Genomic DNA, 17,319 nt, shown 5'->3' on the forward strand with positions numbered 1-17,319 from the left:
GGGCTAGCGGAACTGGCCGAGGAACCGCAGATCGTTGTCGAAGAACAGGCGCAAGTCATTCACGCCATAGCGCAGCATGGCCAGACGCTCGATACCCATGCCGAAGGCGAAGCCCTGGTACTTCTCGGGATCGATGCCGGACATGCGCAGCACGTCGGGGTGGACCATGCCGCAACCCATGACTTCCAGCCAGCCAGTCTGCTTGCAGACACGGCAGCCTTTGCCGCTGCAAAGCACACACTGAATGTCGACTTCCGCCGAAGGCTCGGTGAAGGGGAAGAAGGACGGACGGAAGCGGACGGAGAATTCTTTCTCGAAGAATGCGCGGAGAAACTCTTCGATGGTGCCCTTGAGGTCGGCGAAGCTGACGTCTTCATCGACCAGCAGACCTTCGACCTGGTGGAACATGGGCGAGTGAGTCAGGTCGGAGTCGCAGCGGTACACGCGGCCCGGGCAGACAATGCGAATCGGCGGCTTCTGGTTTTCCATGGTGCGTACCTGTACCGGCGAGGTATGGGTGCGCAGCAGCATGTTCGCATTGAAGTAGAAGGTGTCGTGCATGGCACGAGCCGGGTGGTGACCCGGAATGTTGAGCGCTTCGAAGTTGTGGTAGTCGTCTTCGACTTCCGGCCCCTCGGCCACTTCATAGCCGATGCGGGTGAAGCACTGCTCGATGCGTTCCTTGGTGCGGGTGACCGGATGCAGGCCACCGGAAGACTGGCCACGGCCCGGCAGGGTCACGTCGATGCGTTCGGCTGCCAGCTTGGCGGCGAGGGCGGCGCCCTCCAGCTCAGCCTTGCGGGCGTTCAGCACATCCTGAACCTTTTCCTTGGCAACGTTGATCAGCGCACCGACCTTGGGGCGCTCTTCGGCCGGCAGGTCGCCCAGGGTCTTCATGACCTGGGTCAGCTCGCCTTTCTTGCCGAGGTAGTGAACCCGGATCTGCTCCAGGGCGTTGACGTCTTCGGTGTTTCGCACGGCGTCCAGGGCCTGCGAAACCAGCGCGTCCAGGTTTTCCATGTACCAACTCCAGATACAAAATAGGGGAAGAGCGGTAAGGCTCTTCCCCTATCGGTGACGTTACGTCCGGACCGAGATCCGGTAACTGTCGTGGGGCTTAAGCCAGGCTGGCCTTCGCTTTCTCGACAATCGCGGTAAACGCCGCTTTTTCGTTCACAGCCAGATCGGCCAGTACCTTACGGTCGATCTCGATGGCCGCCTTTTTCAGGCCAGCAATCAGACGGCTGTAGGACAGACCGTTCTGACGAGCACCAGCGTTGATACGGGCGATCCACAGGGCGCGGAACTGACGCTTGCGCTGACGACGGTCGCGGTAGGCGTATTGGCCTGCTTTGATTACCGCCTGCTTGGCAACACGGAACACGCGCGAGCGCGCGCCGTAGTAGCCTTTTGCGAGCTTCAGAATCTTTTTGTGACGACGACGGGCAATTACGCCACGCTTAACACGAGCCATTTATTTATCCTCTACCAGAAATCAACGCAGACGCAGGGAGCGCGCTACACGGCGAACGTCGGAAGCAGCGAGCATCGAAGTGCCGCGCAGCTGACGCTTACGCTTGGTGGTCATTTTGGTCAGGATGTGGCTCTTGAAAGCGTGCTTGTGCTTGATGCCACCAGCAGTCACTTTGAAGCGCTTTTTGGCGCCACTCTTGGTTTTCATCTTTGGCATGTTTAGTACTCCGCATTCGTTAACAACTGATAACCATCAGGCCTGCCAGTGCCCGGGAGGTTATTTACGCTTCTTGGGAGCGATGACCATCATCAGCTGGCGTCCTTCCAGCTTAGGATGCTGTTCCACGGTGCCGACTTCGGCGAGGTCGTTTTCGACTCGCTTCAGCAACTCCATGCCCAGCTCCTGGTGGGCCATCTCACGACCACGGAATCGAAGCGATACCTTGGCCTTGTCCCCTTCATTAAGGAAACGTACCAGGTTGCGTAGTTTTACCTGGTAATCCCCTTCTTCCGTCCCTGGACGAAACTTGATTTCTTTGATCTGTTGCTGGTGCTGGTTTTTCTTCGCAGCAGCGGCTTGCTTCTTCTTCTCGAAGAGATGCTTGCCGTAGTCCATGATGCGGCAGACAGGAGGCACCGCATCAGCAGAAATTTCCACCAGGTCCAGCTTGGCCTCGTCGGCTAGACGGAGGGCCTCGTCGAGGGAGACCACGCCAATCTGTTGACCGTCGGCACCAATCAGACGCACCTCACGGGCGGTGATGTTTTCGTTGATCGGTGGTTTCGGGAGAGCCCGCTTATCCTGTCTCATTTCACGCTTAATAATGATTACTCCGAGTCTTGGCGACCACGCCGGGAAACCGCCTGAGCGAGAAGCTCCGCGAACTGGGCGACCGGCATCGAGCCGAGGTCTGCCCCTTCGCGCGTACGTACGGCGACGGCCTGCGATTCAACTTCCCTATCACCGATAACCAGCAGATAGGGAACCTTGAGCAAAGTATGCTCGCGGATTTTAAAGCCAATTTTCTCGTTTCTCAAGTCAGACTTGGCACGGAATCCGCTTTGCTCGAGCTGACGCACCACTTCTTCGGCCCATTCGCCCTGCTTGTCAGTGATATTCATCACCACCGCCTGGGTCGGTGCGAGCCAGGCCGGGAACAGGCCGGCGTAGTGCTCGATCAGCATGCCGATGAAGCGCTCGAACGAGCCGAGGATCGCGCGGTGCAGCATGACCGGACGGGTACGGCTGTTATCTTCGGCGATATAGCTGGCATCCAGACGTTCCGGCAGGTTCGGATCGTACTGAAGGGTGCCGCACTGCCAGTTACGGCCAAGGCAGTCCTTCAGGGTGAACTCGATCTTCGGACCGTAGAAGGCACCTTCGCCCGGCTGGTATTCCCACTCTAGGCCGGATTCGTTCAGAGCGTCGGCCAGAGCACTTTCGGCCCGATCCCACAGCTCTTCGGAACCGACGCGCTTGGCCGGACGGGTAGACAGCTTCATGGAGACATCGCTGAAGCCGAAGTCCGAATAGACCTGCAGGGTCAGCTTGATGAAGTCGGCCGCTTCCTTCTTTACCTGCTCTTCGGTGCAGAAGATGTGCGCATCGTCCTGGGTGAAGCCACGTACACGCATGATGCCGTGCAGCGCGCCGGACGGTTCGTTGCGGTGGCACGCGCCAAACTCGGCGAGACGCAGCGGCAGGTCGCGGTAGGACTTCAGGCCCTGGTTGAAGATCTGCACGTGGCACGGGCAGTTCATCGGCTTGACCGCGAAGTCGCGGCTTTCCGACGAAGTGGTGAACATGTTCTCGGCGTAGTTGGTCCAGTGGCCGGAGCGCTCCCAGAGGATGCGGTCGACGACTTGCGGGGTGCGCACTTCCACGTAACCGTGGTCGCGCTGCACCTTGCGCATGTACTGCTCGAGCACCTGATAGACGGTCCAGCCGTTCGGGTGCCAGAAGACCATGCCTGGCGCCTCTTCCTGGAGATGGAAGAGATCGAGTTGCTTGCCGATGCGACGATGATCGCGTTTTTCGGCTTCCTCGATGCGCTGGATGTAGGCAGCCAGCTGCTTCTTGTCCGCCCAGGCGGTGCCATAGACGCGCTGTAGCTGCTCGTTCTTCGAGTCGCCACGCCAGTAGGCGCCGGAAATCTTGGTCAGCTTGAAGGCTTTCAGGAAGCGGGTGTTCGGCACGTGCGGGCCGCGGCACATGTCCACGTACTCCTCGTGGAAGTACAGGCCCATGGCTTTTTCGTCCGGCATGTCGTCAATGAGGCGCAGCTTGTACTCCTCACCACGAGCCTTGAAGGTCTCGATGACTTCCGCACGCGGGGTCATCTTCTTGATGACGTCGTAGTCCTTCTCGATCAGCTCAGCCATGCGCTTTTCGATGGCAGCCATGTCTTCCGGCGTGAAGGGACGCTCGAAGGCGATGTCGTAATAGAAGCCTTCGTCGATCACCGGGCCGATGACCATCTTGGCGGTCGGATACAGCTGCTTGACCGCATGGCCCACCAGATGGGCGCAGGAGTGGCGGATGATTTCCAGCCCGTCCTCATCCTTCGGGGTAATGATTTGCAGGGTCGCGTCGCTGTCGATGATGTCGCAGGCATCGACCAGGCGGCCGTTGACCTTGCCGGCCAGGGTGGCTTTCGCCAGGCCTGCGCCAATGGATTGCGCCACCTCGGTCACGCTGACCGGATGATCGAAGGAACGCTGACTACCGTCGGGAAGAGTAATGATGGGCATGGCGCCTCCTCTCCTAGTGGTGACCCCTACGAAAGGCCACATGGGTTGGGATGTGCCAGTAAGCGTCGCCCGCCGGGCAGGCCTGCCTCACAGTGGCAGGCGCCTTGTCGGCACCCTGCGCTTTCGCGCGCGGACGTAGATCACTGGAAGAAATCGAAAACCTGATCGCAAACAATAGCGGACAGGGCGCTGGATGTTACTGCAAGTTGCGCAAGCTGACGAGCGCAGAGCCTGACTTCGCTCAGTACTGATCGACAAATTCCAGCACAGCGCGATTGAAGGACGCCGGACGGATCACATTCATGCCATGGGAGGCGCCAGGAATCATCACCAAGCGCGCATCCGCAAGACTCAGTTGCAGCGCCTGGAGGATTCGCGGAAACGGCTCCGGACTTCTGGCTCCGCCGATCAGCAATACTGGCAACTGCAACTGCAATATCGACCCCCGATTAATAGGCGCAGGATGATCGGCAACCTGCCCAACCAAGGTCATGGCATTGGCCGTCGCCATTTCACGAAACTGTGCAGACGACCTCGACCAGACTCCCGCCCCGCTGACAGTATCGACAAAGAGCTGCAACCCTCCTTCAACATCCCCCTCGCGAATCATTCCAAGCGCCTGCTGGCGAAACTGATTACGCTCGACAGGAGATACCGGCGCTTCAATATTTGCTCCAGTGAAGACATTGTCCGCAAAGTCTCCGCCAGGATCAGCCAGCGCCAAAGAGAGCAATTTATGCGGAGCCACCAGCGCCACTCGCAAACAGATGTTGCCGCCCCGCGAATGCCCCAGCAGATGGACCGGCGCAGGTAACTGGTCGATCAAGGCGAGAAGATCATCAACATGCTGTTCCGTCGAAAAGCCAATCCCCTGGCCGCCCCATTGCTCCGGGAAATAATGGCGCAGGCTGGGCACGATCACACGGTAACGGGCAGACAACGCTTCGACCTGTGCCTGCCAATAGCGGTAGTCGCAAAGCGACCCGTGTACCAGCAGCAGGGGCACGCCCTGCCCGGCAACCTGGCACGTCAGTTCATAGTCATTGACCCGATATTTCACAATCTCGAAATTCATCCAGCACTCACAGGCAACGCACCACAATAAAGCACACAGGATTTGCAGGGATTACTCAGCCCGAACGAAACCCAACCACACCCTTTAGCCCGCGCATTATCCCCAATCACTCAATTAATCCACCAACCCTTCATCCCCTGATTACATTTAAAGTGTGTTTTCCCAATCGCAACAATTCATATATTCAGTTGACGCGAACAATCACCAGAACACAGAATCGCCCCGTACAAATCACCCTACATACGGGAGCACCCAGATGTCCAAACTTGCGGAATTCCGCGAAGCCGAGCGCAAACTCCAGGAACAACTCGCCCTGCTCGAGAAACTCAAGAGCGATGGCGGCCTGAAAAAGGAACTGGAGTTCAAGGATCAACTGCAAGCCTTGATGGACCAGTACGGCATGAACCTGCGCAACGTTATCGAGATTCTCGACCCGCAGACTTCCACCGAGCCCGCAGCCGCACAGCCGGCGCGCCGCACTCGCCAACTGAAGATCTACAAGAACCCGCACAATGGCGAGACCATCGAGACCAAGGGCGGCAACCACAAGACCCTGAAGGCCTGGAAACAACAGTACGGTGGCGACACCGTGGAATCCTGGCTGCAGTGAGCCCGATTGTTCCGCGGAGCGCTCCCGCTCCGCGGAATTTCTCACCTTCCCAGAGGGAACTGACCGGCGGCTGTATAAAAACTAGCCATCGTTAGCAGAAATCCTTATAATCCCCTCAGCGAAAACCAAACCCAAGGTCGCCCCTCCCAGCACTCCCTACCTGATTCAGGGCAGAAGCTGGGGTCCACAGGGCCACGGCCAGCGCATCCTCCGCATCGATTCCAGAGCACGCCAACCGTGCCAGGAAAGCTTGCCCGAGCGACCAGCGCCCCACGTCAAATCACCTGCAATTACCCAACACCGCAGACTGACGCGAACCGACCCCCAAGTTTCCAATCGCTGCCATATTCCGGTCATACGTTTTCTGCATTCTCAGATCGCAACCGGAGCTTTTGACGATTTCGACGGTCATAGGACCGTTACCTATTTGGAAAGACAAGACAATGAAAACCTCCCCGCAAATCCTGGAGGCGATTGGCACCCTCTCGGCGGCCTTCGCCCCTCTGAACTGCGTCATCCAGGCCAAGCGCAAGCATGGCTTCAGCTTCACCCTGGTCAACGAGCATGGCATCGCCAAGCACACCGAACGCCTCTACCCCCAGCAATACCAGGGCGAGGCGCCGCTGAACGCGGTGATCCAGCGAGTGCAAGCCACCATCGCTGCCTGAGCCCGGAATCGAAAAAGCCCCGCATGAGCGGGGCTTTTGCTTTTCTGCCATCCATATAAAGGAAGAAGTCAGCGCAGACTGATGCCCGCCTTCACCATCTCAATCTCCTGCAGCAATTCCGCATAGCGCTGCGCAGGTGCCGCATAGGTCAATGAATAGGCCGCGCCATCACCCAGCGCCACCTGCACGGTCTGCTTGAGCACTTCAGTGCCGTTCTGGCTGATCCCGCAATGCACCTCCAGACCTTCCAAACCGCCAAGCCGGGTATCCAACGGCTTGCTGCAAGCCGCCTGGAAACCCTGGCGCATGAAGTCCTTCTGCAACGCCTTGCGCATCTCGACGATGACATTCTCGGCACTGACCGTGACGCCGGAGCCGAGCCGACTGCGCGTGACCTCCATGACCAGGTCCTGAGAACCATCTTCAGCCAAGCGCACGCCGCGTTGACGAACCACTGGCGCGTCCGCTGCTGCATCAACCGGCGAGCGCGAGACTTCCCAACCCTGCGGCCAGATAACCTGCATTTCCGCCAGTGCCGGCAACGGCACCAAGAACGCACCGAACAACAACCAGGTTCGCAGACCGAGCATCACCACCTCCGACCATCAGCCAGGAGAAACATAGCAGGCGCGCCATCACCCCTGCAGAGAAGCCACTTTCCTGAAGACAAACAAAAAGGGCGATCCTCTCGGATCGCCCTTTCTGAAATCGCCTAAGCGATTATGTTTGGTAGGCACAATTGGACTCGAACCAACGACCCCCACCATGTCAAGGTGGTGCTCTAACCAACTGAGCTATGTGCCTGTCGTGTGGGGCGCATTCTACGCGATCGTTTTCACCGGTCAAGCACTTTTTTCAGCTAAGCCACTGAAAAAGTGAATTTTTTTATGTTCGACCGTCCGTAAATTATTTTGCACGGGCACTAGCCGGCCAGATTCGACTCAGGTAGCATCCTCACATCTCGTAAAAAATAACAAACACAGGTGCATTATGCCGCACACTTCCTACCCCTCTTCCTATTACGCAGCTTCGGCCAACCCGGTCCCGGCCCGTCCTGAACTGCAGGGCGAGGTGGAAACCGATGTCTGCGTGATCGGCGCTGGCTACACCGGCCTGTCGACCGCCCTGTTCCTGCTGGAAAACGGTTTCAAGGTCACCGTACTGGAAGCCGCCAAGGTTGGCTTCGGTGCGTCGGGCCGTAACGGCGGCCAGATCGTCAATAGCTATAGCCGCGACATCGACGTCATCGAGCGCTCCGTTGGCGCCAAGCAGGCCAAGCTGCTCGGCGACATGGCATTCGAAGGCGGCCGCATCATTCGCGAGCGTATCGCCAAGTACAACATTCAGTGCGACCTGAAGGACGGCGGCGTGTTCGCAGCCCTCAGCGCCAAGCAGATGGGCCACCTGGAGTCGCAGAAAAAGCTGTGGGAGCGCTTCGGCCACACCCAGCTGGAACTGATGGACGCCAAGCGCATCCGCGAAGTCGTGGGCACCGACAGCTATGTCGGCGGCATGCTCGACATGAGCGGCGGCCACATTCACCCGCTGAACCTCGCCCTGGGCGAAGCCGCAGCCGTGGAATCCCTGGGCGGCGTGATCCACGAGCAGTCCCCTGCCGTGAAGATTGACCGTGGCGCCAACCCGGTCGTGCACACCCCGAAGGGTCGCGTGAAAGCCAAGTTCATCGTGGTAGCCGGTAACGCCTACCTCGGCGGCCTGGTACCGGAGCTGGCTTCCAAGTCCATGCCGTGCGGCACCCAAGTGATCACCACCGAGCCGCTGAGCGCCGACCTGGCCAAGTCCCTGCTGCCGACCGACTACTGCGTCGAGGACTGCAACTACCTGCTCGACTACTACCGCCTGACCGGCGACAACCGCCTGATCTTCGGTGGCGGCGTGGTCTACGGCGCGCGCGATCCGTCGAACATCGAGGCGATCATTCGTCCGAAGATGCTGAAGGTCTTCCCGCAGTTGAAAGACGTGAAGATCGACTTCGCCTGGACCGGCAACTTCCTGCTGACTCTCTCGCGTCTGCCGCAGGTTGGTCGCATCGGCGACAACATCTATTACTCCCAGGGCTGCTCGGGTCACGGCGTGACCTACACCCACCTGGCAGGCAAGCTGCTGGCCGAAGTCCTGCGTGGCCAGGCCGAGCGCTTCGACGCCTTCGCCACCCTGCCGCACTACCCCTTCCCGGGCGGCCGCATGTTCCAGGTACCGTTCTCCGCGATCGGTGCCTGGTACTACACCATGCGCGACAAGCTGGGCATCTGACGCCTCGCTTCACACCGCACGAAAAAACGGCGCCTCAGGGCGCCGTTTTTCTTTTCGGGGGCTTCTCCGGCGGCGACGTATCGCTGCGCACCTGGGCGTGGCTCATCAGGGCGAAGATCAGGCTGCCGCCCACAATGTTGCCCAACAGCGTCGGCAAGGCGAAATCGATGACGAACGCCGCCAGCCCCACTTCCCCGGCGAACATCAGGTAACCCACCTCGCAGGTGCCGACCACGATATGGCTGAAGCTGCCCAGCGCCATCAGGTAGGTGACCAGGAAGATGATCCACACCTTGGCGTTCTCCGCTGCCGGCACCAGCCAGACCATGGTGGCGATCATCCAGCCGGAAACGATGCCCTTGGAAAACATCTGCCAATGGTCGTTCTCCATGACCTCGCGGCCGATCTCCAGGAAAGCCTGATCCGCCTTGGTGTCGAAAATCGGCAGGTGCAGCATGCCGTAGGCGAACAGCAGCGCGCCGACGATGTTGCCCAGCAGCACCACCGACCATAGGCGCAGCAACTGGCCGAACTTCTCCAGGGTCGGTTCGCTCATCACCGGCAGTACCGCCGTCAGGGTGTTCTCGGTGAACAGTTGCTGGCGCGCGAGGATGATTGCCAGGAAGCCGACCGGATACCCGAGGCTGGTGGTGATCACCGCCATGTCGTGGTCCGGCAGACGCGCGCGGAACAGCCCCATCGCCATCAGCGACAGGCCGATGGTCAGCCCGGCGGCCAGCGCCGACCACCAGAGCGCCGCCAGGGTGCGCTCCAGTTCATGATTGCCCTGCAGGCGGATGACTTCGTGCAGCACCAGTGCGCGGGGCGGCTGGCTTTTCTCGACCTTGCGACGCTCTTCGGCAGAGAGATCGTCCGCGGTATCACCGCCCGCCTTCGACTCCCTGGCCTGGGTGCGTGGTGCGGTCTTGCGCTTTGCGGCAGAGTCGCTGCCTTTGCTACGCGGCCGCGACTGGGCTGCGCCGCGAGCGGGCGGTTTTTCGGTGGCCATGCGGAGCACCTCGCTGGGACAGTGCAGATTTAGGCTGCGACCGCCGCGCTTCGGTTCCGGAAATATTGGGGTGCGCCGAGCTCAGGAAATCGGCTCGATCCGCAGTTGGCGCCAGTCCGTGTCCAGATGACCGAGGTAGACGCAGCCGTGACCACGGGGAAAGAGAATGTGCTCGGGGCCGATCCCCGGCCCCTCAAGACGCAGCAGGCGCCCCCAGGGATGATGACTGACGCGCCCGCGCACGTCCTCGACCGCCCCGCCGCGCCACCAATGGATGGCGGCCTCGGCATCCTCGACACCTTCGGGCTGCACGATGCGCACAGGCTCATCACGCCAGCCGATCACCCGCTGCGGATCGAACCCCGCCTGCTGCGCGAGCGGGACCGGCACAATCCACAACACGCCATCGCGCTCTTCCAGCGACACGGCCAGCTCGCACCATTGCGGCTGCTCCAGCGCCCAGAGCAGGTCGCCATCGATCTCCAGCGAAGGCTCAGTCTGGGCCTGGATGCGGAACCCCGGGCAGACCAGCACTGCATCCCGGAGCGCAATGCGAACTTCGCTCACGCCTGAGCCTGCAGCAGGAATGGCCCGACCTTGTGCTCGAGAATCCGCACCAGCTCCGGTTGCAGGTAGTCGTAGTCATCGGGGATATCCAGGCATACCAGGCGCTTGCCGCGCATCGCCATGGGGAATCGGCGCAGCAGTGCCTGTCGCTGCCTGCGCTCCATGACGAACACCAGATCAGCCCACTCCAACTGCTCGACGCCCACTAGAACCTCCGCGTCCGGCGCCAGCCCGGCGGAGTCGGTCTCGACCTCCGGCCAGTTGGCGAAGACAGCTTCGGCAGTGGGACTGCGCAAGCGGTTGCGGCTACAGATGAACAAAGCGCGGCGCACTTCATCCTCCCTACGGCTGGCGCGCAAACGACAGCGGCGATTCTAGGGAAGATGGCAACTTACGGCGACTTCTGTTTCGCTTTCTGTCGCTCGAGGAAATCGACCTTCCACTGCTCGACGCCCAGGTGCTCGGAGTCCAGGCTCGCCTCGACGCCGTACTTGGCCTTGAGCGCGGCGACTTCCTTGGCATGGTCAACTAGGAAGCGGTCGAAGCGCTGGATCAGTTCGCCCTGCTTCACCGTGGACAGGTGGAACGTGCTGCGGGTGTGCGGCAGCGAAGGATCGAACACCAGCGCGCCGGGCTTGGCGCGAATGTTGTCCAGGTAGTAAGTGGCGACCACCACGTTGAAGTAGGCGCCGTCGGCCTGTTTCTTCAGCGCGGTATGAACCATCTGCCGCAGGTCAGCACTGGGCGCCAGGCTGATCTGCCCGGCCTGGATCGGCGCCTCGTAGCCCCGCGGCGTCCAACCCTCCACCAGCGCCAGCCGCTTCAGTGCGCCGATGCCCTGCCCCAGTCGCTCCGGCGCCACCAGCACGCCATCGACGTACTGCGTCACCGGCTGGCTATAGCGCAGGGTCTTGCCGGCCTTCTGCTCCGGAGCCCAGTCGGGGTTATCGGGATACTTGAGATCGACCTCGCCGGAAAGCAGCGCCGGCAACAGCGCATCCACTGGCAGCGGGCGGTATTCCAGGCTGATGCCGCTGCTGCTGGCGAACAGGTCTAGCACATCGCGGGCGAAGCCCTGGTAATTGCCCTGGGCATCGGTGCTGTAGTGCGGAGCGAAGGGAAGGTTCTCGACGCCGACCACGTAGGTCTGCGCCACGACAGGAGCAGAAATGACGGGGGACAGGATGCTGGCGAGCGCCCAGCAGAAGGCCTTGAGCTTCAAACGACTCTCCTTGTGACGTGTTGTTGTTCTATCGGGCAGGTCAGGCAACCCGCCGTGGCGGACTCAGCCGCCGGTCATGCTCATGAAGCGCAGCACCTGTACTTGCTGATCCGCTTCGAAATGGTGGCGCTCAGGCTTGAGTTGCAGCGCGCGCATCAGCGCCTCGCGCAGGCGCACGCTGTCGCCGGGGTGTTCGCGCAGCAGTTGGCGCAGGTCCAGCGCGCCCTCATGGCCAAGGCAAAGCACCAGCTTGCCTTCGGCGGTCACCCGTACCCGATTGCAGTCGCCACAGAAGTTATGGCTGTGCGGGGAGATGAAGCCGATGCGGCTGGCGTAACCGTCGATGCGGTAGTAGCGCGAAGGCCCGCCGCTGCGCTCGGGCGAGGGCAGCAACTGCCAGCGCTCGGCAAGTTGCGCGCGGACTTCATCGCTGCTGCACAGCGTCTGCTTGCGCTCGTGGCTGCTGACAGTGCCCAGCGGCATCTCTTCGATGAAGCTGATGTCGATGCCCTTGCCCAGGGCAAACTCCACCAGGTCGCAAACCTCGTCGTCGTTGCGGCCCTTCTGCACCACGGCATTGAGCTTGATGCGCTCGAAGCCGGCCTCTCTCGCAGCGTCGATACCATCGAGCACCTGCTCCAGCTTGTCGGAACGGGTGAAGGCGGCGAAGCGCTCGCGGCGCAGGGAGTCGAGGCTGATGTTCAGGCGGCGCACACCCGCCGCCCGCAGTTCGGCGGCGCGCTCGCGCAGTTGCGAGCCATTGGTGGTGATGGAGAGGTCTTCCAGCTCCGGCCGCGCGCCCAGCCTGGCCAGCAGCCCGGTCAGCCCCTTGCGCACCAGCGGCTCGCCGCCGGTGATGCGAATGCGCTTCACACCCAAGCCGATGAAGGCGTCGGCGACGGCTTCGAGCTCTTCCAGGCTCAATACCTGGTCGCGCGGCAAAAACTGCATGTCTTCGCTCATGCAGTAGGTGCAGCGGAAATCGCAGCGGTCGGTGACCGACAGGCGCAGGTAGGTGATACGTCGACCAAAGGGGTCGACCAACTGGGAATCGGACATGGAAGTTCCGGATGGCAGGTGCCGAACGAAAGTGCGCTAGAAATACCGCAGAACCTTGCCGCTGTACACAGAAAACCGACCCGCGAGTCAGGAAAATGCGTACAAGCGCCTGAGTTGAGGGCTTCCGGAGCCCGGTGCTACCATGCCCGGCTTATATTTGGTGACCACGCAATACAAGAAAGAAGACCAGCCAATGACCAGCATTCGCGAGCGTAACCGGCGCCTGATCCTGCGCGCAGCCAGCGAGGAGTTCGCCGAGAAGGGGTTCGCGGCGACCAAGACCAGCGACATCGCCGCTCGCGCCGGGCTGCCCAAGCCCAACGTCTACTACTACTTCCAGTCCAAGGAAAACCTCTACCGCAGCGTGCTGGAAAGCGTGGTGGAACCCTTGCTGCAGGCGTCTGCGCCGTTCCGCGAGGACGACGAGCCGAGCGAAGCGCTGCGCGCCTATATCCGCTCCAAGGTGAAGATTTCCCAGGAGCTGCCGCACGCGTCCAAGGTGTTCGCCAGCGAGCTGATGCACGGTGCGCCGCACCTGCCCAAGGAATACCTGGATGAACTGAACGCGCAGGCCCAACGCAACATCGCCTGCCTGCAGAGCTGGATCGACCGCGGCCTGCTGGCACCGGTGGACCCGCACCACCTGCTGTTCACCATCTGGGCGGCAACGCAGACCTATGCCGATTTCGACTGGCAGATCTCCATGGTCACCGGCAAGACCAGCCTGAGCGATGCGGATTTCGAAGCGGCCACCGAGACCATCACTCGTCTGGTGCTGCGCGGCACCGCGCCGGACAACGGCAGCGAGCCGAAGGCGCAGGGGCGTTTGCGGCCGCTCTCGATCTAAGCGTTTTCAACTGTTGCAGCATGGGTATCGCTTCGCTCCACCCATCCTACTGGCACCCCGGAAACGCGTAGGAGCGAGCTTGCTCGCGAACCCGCTTCACACCTGAAACGTCCGGTGTTAATGGAGGCTCGCGAGCAGGCTCGCTCCTACAAGTTCGTCCAGGCGCACGACGAACGCGCGCCCTTCCCGTCTTCGATCAGCCCGCGTCCGCGACCAGGCCCAGCGCCTGAACGCCGCGGATAGCGCACTGCTCATCGATATCCGACACATCGCCGCTGATGCCGATGGCGCCGATCACTTCATTGGCCGAATTGCGGATCAGCACGCCACCCGGCGCCGGCACCACGTTGCCCTGCGCCAGCGTATTCACTGCCGCAATGAACGAGGGGCGCTGCTGAGCGTCCGCCGCCAGCACGCGCGACGACTTGCCCAGCGCCACCGCGCCCCACGCCTTGCCGATGGCGATCTGCGGGCGAAGCATGCTCGCGCCATCCTCGCGCTGCAGGCTCAACAGATGCCCGCCAGCGTCCAGCACAGCGATGGTCAGCGGCGCAGTGGACAGCTCGCGGCTGGCGACCAGGGCGTGACGGGTGATGTCCAGTGCGGTTTCCAGGCTCAGGGTGGTCATGAGGTTTTCCTCTTCAAGGGTGATAAGCCGGGTCACGCTGTGCGCACCGATGAATGCTGCACACACGCGTATCAGAAATCTGTACGCAATCTAGTAGCCGAAGGTCTCACCCAAAGCAACTTAAAAGGACAATCTTCATCAATTTTTGTATACATTTTTTCAAACGATAGTTTGACCCTTCGTTCAGGTTTTCTCCGAAAGCAGCGCAGCAGAAGGCTTTCAGCTAAAAATGACCGCTCAGTCCATCGTATACAACCCGTCTTGACCTTCGTCGAATTGCCTGCCTAGAATCGCCTCAACTTTTGTACACAATCAGTATAAGAACCGAGGAACAAAATATGGCCAGAATGAGAGCAATCGAGGCTGCCGTACTCGTCATGCGTCGCGAAGGTGTCGATACCGCCTTCGGCGTACCGGGCGCCGCCATCAACCCCATGTACGCGGCCATGAAGAAACTCGGTGGCATCGATCACGTCCTGGCCCGCCACGTGGAAGGCGCCTCGCACATGGCCGAGGGCTACACCCGCACCAACGCCGGCAACATCGGCGTGTGCATCGGCACCTCCGGCCCCGCCGGCACCGACATGGTCACCGGCCTGTACTCGGCTTCCGCCGACTCCATCCCGATTCTCTGCATCACCGGCCAGGCTCCCCGTGCGCGCATGCACAAGGAAGACTTCCAGGCCGTGGACATCACCAGCATCGTCAAGCCGGTCACCAAGTGGGCGACCACCGTGCTGGAGCCGGGCCAGGTGCCCTACGCCTTCCAGAAGGCCTTCTTCGAAATGCGCAGTGGCCGTCCCGGCCCGGTGCTGATCGACCTGCCGTTCGACGTGCAGATGGCCGAGATCGAATTCGATATCGACGCCTACGAGCCGCTGGCGGTCAACAAGCCCAAGGCCACCCGCGCCCAGGCCGAAAAAGCCCTGGCCCTGCTGAACGACGCCGAGCGTCCGCTGATCTGCGCCGGCGGCGGCATCATCAACGCCGACGCATCCGACAAGCTGGTGGAATTCGCCGAGCTGACCGGCGTGCCGGTAGTCCCGACCCTGATGGGCTGGGGCACCATCCCCGACGATCACCCGCTGATGGCCGGCATGTGCGGCCTGCAGACCTCGCACCGCTACGGCAACGCCACCGTGCTGGAATCGGACATGGTGTTCGGCATCGGCAACCGCTGGGCCAACCGCCACACCGGCTCGGTCGACGTCTATACCGCTGGCCGCAAGTTCGTCCACGTGGACATCGAGCCGACCCAGATCGGCCGCGTATTCACCCCGGACCTGGGCATCGTCTCCGACGCCGGCTCCGCCCTGGACGTGTTCCTGGAAGTGGCCCGCGAATGGAAAGCTGCCGGCAAGCTCAAGGACCGCAGCGCCTGGGTCGAATCCTGCCGCGAGCGCAAGCGCACGATGCAGCGCAAGACCCACTTCGACAACGTGCCGGTCAAGCCGCAGCGCGTCTACGAAGAGATGAACGAGTTCTTCGGCAAGGACACCTGCTACGTCAGCACCATCGGTCTGTCGCAGATCGCCGGCGCGCAATTCCTGCACGTGTACAAGCCGCGTCACTGGATCAACTGCGGCCAGGCCGGCCCGCTGGGCTGGACCATTCCGGCAGCGCTGGGCGTGGTCAAGGCCGACCCGAGCCGCCAGGTCGTCGCACTGTCGGGCGACTATGACTTCCAGTTCATGATCGAAGAGCTGGCCGCCGGTGCACAGTTCAACCTGCCGTACATCCACGTGCTGGTGAACAACTCCTACCTGGGCCTGATCCGCCAGGCACAGCGCGGTTTCGAGATCGACTACTGCGTTCAGCTGGCGTTCGAGAACGTCAACGCGCCGGAGCTCAACGGTTATGGCGTCGACCACGTCGCCGTGGTGGAAGGTCTGGGTTGCAAGGCGATCCGTGTATCCGACCCGAACCAGATCGGCGCGGCCTTCGCCCAGGCCCGCGAGCTGATGCAGCAGCACCGTGTACCGGTGGTGGTCGAGGTCATCCTGGAGCGTGTCACCAACATCTCCATGGGCACCGAGATCAACGCGGTCAACGAGTTCGAAGAGCTGGCTCTGAAAGGCGTCGACGCGCCGACTGCCATCTCGCTGCTCGACTGATAGAACCGAACGACTCCTCCCTGCGGGGAGGAGCTGGGGGTGGACATTTCCTGGCGGGGAGTCCCCCACCCCCTGCTCTCTTTAGAAGAAGCCGAGCACCACGCACCACCCGTTCAACAGGAGTGACCCCATGCCCCGTTTCTGCGCCAACCTGTCCATGCTGTTCACCGAGGTGGACTTCCTCGACCGCTTCGACGCCGCCGCACGCGCCGGTTTCAGCGGTGTCGAGTACCTTTTCCCGTATGACGTCGAGGCCGAGGTGATCAAGGCCCGCCTGGACGCCAACAAGCTCGAGCAAGTGCTGTTCAACCTTCCGGCGGGCGATTGGTCGAAAGGCGAGCGCGGCATCGCCTGCCACCCGGACCGCGTCGAGGAATTCCGCGCCGGTGTCGACAAGGCCATCGCCTACGCCAAGGTCCTGGGCAACACCCAGGTCAACTGCCTGGCCGGTATCCGTCCGCAGGGCTACGACTGCGCGACCATCGAGAACACCTTCCTGAACAACCTGGAGTACGCAGCCGGCAAGCTCGAAGCCGCGGGCATCAAGCTGGTCATGGAAATGATCAACACGATCGACATTCCCGGCTTCTACCTGCAAACCACCCGGCAGGCCCAGGACATCCGCGAGAAGGTCGGCAGCGCCAACCTGTTCCTGCAGTACGACATCTACCACATGCAGATCATGGAAGGTGACCTGGCGCGGACCATCGAGAAGAACCTCGCCTCGATCAACCACGTGCAACTGGCCGACAACCCCGGCCGCCACGAGCCGGGCACCGGCGAGATCAACTACCGCTTCCTGTTCGACCACCTGGACCGCGTCGGTTACCGCGGCTGGGTCGGCTGCGAATACAAGCCCAAGACCACCACCGAAGCTGGCCTCGGCTGGCTGAAGAGCCACAACGTCGTGTGACCTGACTCACTTCGTAGGATGGCGTGGAGCGAAGCGATACCCATCAATCCCGGCACCGCTTGGTGATGGGTATCGCAAGCTCCACCCATCCTACGGCCTGCACATCGAC

Annotated in this window: 19 protein-coding genes and 1 tRNA gene; 6 read left to right on the forward strand and 14 right to left on the reverse strand. The window is 61.4% G+C overall.

Going from position 1 to position 17,319, the window contains the following annotated elements; all coding sequences use genetic code 11:
- Window positions 1-3: 3 nt before the first annotated feature.
- The 6 genes from pheS to A6723_RS13065 form a co-directional block, all read right to left on the reverse strand.
- Window positions 4-1,020, reverse strand: coding sequence for a phenylalanine--tRNA ligase subunit alpha (gene pheS, locus A6723_RS13040; protein WP_024763164.1), 1,017 nt, complete (start codon window positions 1,018-1,020; stop codon window positions 4-6).
- Between the two features lie 97 nt (window positions 1,021-1,117).
- Window positions 1,118-1,474, reverse strand: a complete 357-nt coding sequence (rplT, locus tag A6723_RS13045; RefSeq protein ID WP_003099086.1) for a 50S ribosomal protein L20 — start codon at window positions 1,472-1,474, stop codon at window positions 1,118-1,120.
- Between the two features lie 21 nt (window positions 1,475-1,495).
- The gene (gene rpmI, locus A6723_RS13050) at window positions 1,496-1,690 is read right to left on the reverse strand and encodes a 50S ribosomal protein L35 (RefSeq protein WP_017516491.1); all 195 of its coding nucleotides are present in this window, start codon (window positions 1,688-1,690) and stop codon (window positions 1,496-1,498) included.
- A 60-nt stretch (window positions 1,691-1,750) separates the two neighbouring features.
- Window positions 1,751-2,302 carry a translation initiation factor IF-3 gene (gene infC / locus A6723_RS13055; RefSeq protein WP_169887484.1) on the reverse strand — a complete coding sequence of 184 codons (552 nt, stop codon included), beginning with the start codon at window positions 2,300-2,302 and terminating at the stop codon, window positions 1,751-1,753.
- Window positions 2,302-4,224, reverse strand: coding sequence for a threonine--tRNA ligase (gene thrS / locus A6723_RS13060; protein ID WP_037015433.1), 1,923 nt, complete (start codon window positions 4,222-4,224; stop codon window positions 2,302-2,304). The genes infC and thrS overlap by 1 nt, the downstream gene beginning before the upstream one ends.
- A 241-nt stretch (window positions 4,225-4,465) precedes the next feature.
- Window positions 4,466-5,299 (reverse strand): alpha/beta fold hydrolase, encoded by an 834-nt coding sequence (locus A6723_RS13065; protein ID WP_054911128.1) that lies wholly within the window; start codon window positions 5,297-5,299, stop codon window positions 4,466-4,468.
- Window positions 5,300-5,555: 256 nt separating this feature from the next.
- Here A6723_RS13065 and A6723_RS13070 point away from each other — a divergent pair, with 256 nt between their 5' ends.
- Together A6723_RS13070 and A6723_RS13075 are read left to right on the forward strand one after the other, a co-directional pair.
- Window positions 5,556-5,909 carry a histone-like nucleoid-structuring protein, MvaT/MvaU family gene (locus A6723_RS13070; protein ID WP_024763161.1) on the forward strand — a complete coding sequence of 118 codons (354 nt, stop codon included), beginning with the start codon at window positions 5,556-5,558 and terminating at the stop codon, window positions 5,907-5,909.
- A 443-nt stretch (window positions 5,910-6,352) separates the two neighbouring features.
- On the forward strand, window positions 6,353-6,577 hold the full coding sequence (locus tag A6723_RS13075; protein WP_017516486.1) for a hypothetical protein: 225 nt from the start codon (window positions 6,353-6,355) through the stop codon (window positions 6,575-6,577).
- Between the two features lie 68 nt (window positions 6,578-6,645).
- Here A6723_RS13075 and A6723_RS13080 read toward each other — a convergent pair whose 3' ends face one another.
- Together A6723_RS13080 and A6723_RS13085 are read right to left on the reverse strand one after the other, a co-directional pair.
- Complete coding sequence (locus tag A6723_RS13080; RefSeq protein ID WP_054911129.1) at window positions 6,646-7,167, reverse strand: DUF4946 domain-containing protein; 522 nt, start codon at window positions 7,165-7,167, stop codon at window positions 6,646-6,648.
- Between the two features lie 137 nt (window positions 7,168-7,304).
- Window positions 7,305-7,381, reverse strand: a tRNA-Val gene (locus A6723_RS13085).
- A 186-nt stretch (window positions 7,382-7,567) separates the two neighbouring features.
- On the opposite strand from A6723_RS13085, the gene A6723_RS13090 reads away from it, so the two are divergent.
- Window positions 7,568-8,851 carry an FAD-binding oxidoreductase gene (locus A6723_RS13090; protein ID WP_054911130.1) on the forward strand — a complete coding sequence of 428 codons (1,284 nt, stop codon included), beginning with the start codon at window positions 7,568-7,570 and terminating at the stop codon, window positions 8,849-8,851.
- A gap of 34 nt (window positions 8,852-8,885) precedes the next feature.
- Here the strand turns inward: A6723_RS13090 and A6723_RS13095 are convergent, their stop codons facing one another.
- The 5 genes from A6723_RS13095 to moaA all read right to left on the reverse strand — a co-directional run bounded on the left by A6723_RS13095 (window position 8,886) and on the right by moaA (window position 12,708).
- On the reverse strand, window positions 8,886-9,860 hold the full coding sequence (locus tag A6723_RS13095) for a formate/nitrite transporter family protein (RefSeq protein ID WP_054911131.1): 975 nt from the start codon (window positions 9,858-9,860) through the stop codon (window positions 8,886-8,888).
- Between the two features lie 81 nt (window positions 9,861-9,941).
- Window positions 9,942-10,427, reverse strand: coding sequence for a hypothetical protein (locus A6723_RS13100; RefSeq protein WP_054911132.1), 486 nt, complete (start codon window positions 10,425-10,427; stop codon window positions 9,942-9,944).
- Complete coding sequence (locus tag A6723_RS13105) at window positions 10,424-10,759, reverse strand: low molecular weight protein tyrosine phosphatase family protein (protein WP_054911133.1); 336 nt, start codon at window positions 10,757-10,759, stop codon at window positions 10,424-10,426. Before A6723_RS13105 ends, A6723_RS13100 begins: the two co-directional genes overlap by 4 nt.
- A 59-nt stretch (window positions 10,760-10,818) precedes the next feature.
- Complete coding sequence (locus tag A6723_RS13110) at window positions 10,819-11,649, reverse strand: ABC transporter substrate-binding protein (protein WP_054911134.1); 831 nt, start codon at window positions 11,647-11,649, stop codon at window positions 10,819-10,821.
- Between the two features lie 63 nt (window positions 11,650-11,712).
- Window positions 11,713-12,708, reverse strand: a complete 996-nt coding sequence (gene moaA, locus A6723_RS13115) for a GTP 3',8-cyclase MoaA (protein WP_054911135.1) — start codon at window positions 12,706-12,708, stop codon at window positions 11,713-11,715.
- A 193-nt stretch (window positions 12,709-12,901) separates the two neighbouring features.
- Here moaA and A6723_RS13120 point away from each other — a divergent pair, with 193 nt between their 5' ends.
- Window positions 12,902-13,555: a TetR/AcrR family transcriptional regulator gene (locus A6723_RS13120; protein WP_054911136.1), complete on the forward strand. Its 654-nt coding sequence runs from the start codon at window positions 12,902-12,904 to the stop codon at window positions 13,553-13,555.
- 196 nt (window positions 13,556-13,751) lie between these two features.
- Here the strand turns inward: A6723_RS13120 and A6723_RS13125 are convergent, their stop codons facing one another.
- Window positions 13,752-14,183, reverse strand: coding sequence for a heme-binding protein (locus A6723_RS13125; protein WP_024763153.1), 432 nt, complete (start codon window positions 14,181-14,183; stop codon window positions 13,752-13,754).
- A 338-nt stretch (window positions 14,184-14,521) separates the two neighbouring features.
- On the opposite strand from A6723_RS13125, the gene gcl reads away from it, so the two are divergent.
- Both gcl and hyi read left to right on the forward strand, forming a co-directional pair.
- Window positions 14,522-16,297, forward strand: a complete 1,776-nt coding sequence (gcl, locus tag A6723_RS13130) for a glyoxylate carboligase (RefSeq protein ID WP_054911137.1) — start codon at window positions 14,522-14,524, stop codon at window positions 16,295-16,297.
- A gap of 130 nt (window positions 16,298-16,427) precedes the next feature.
- Complete coding sequence (gene hyi / locus A6723_RS13135; RefSeq protein ID WP_054911138.1) at window positions 16,428-17,210, forward strand: hydroxypyruvate isomerase; 783 nt, start codon at window positions 16,428-16,430, stop codon at window positions 17,208-17,210.
- The last annotated feature ends 109 nt before the right edge of the window (window positions 17,211-17,319 follow it).

This window comes from Pseudomonas sp. AU11447, assembly GCF_001672555.2.
In the GTDB taxonomy this organism is placed as follows: Bacteria; Pseudomonadota; Gammaproteobacteria; order Pseudomonadales; family Pseudomonadaceae; genus Pseudomonas; species Pseudomonas nitroreducens.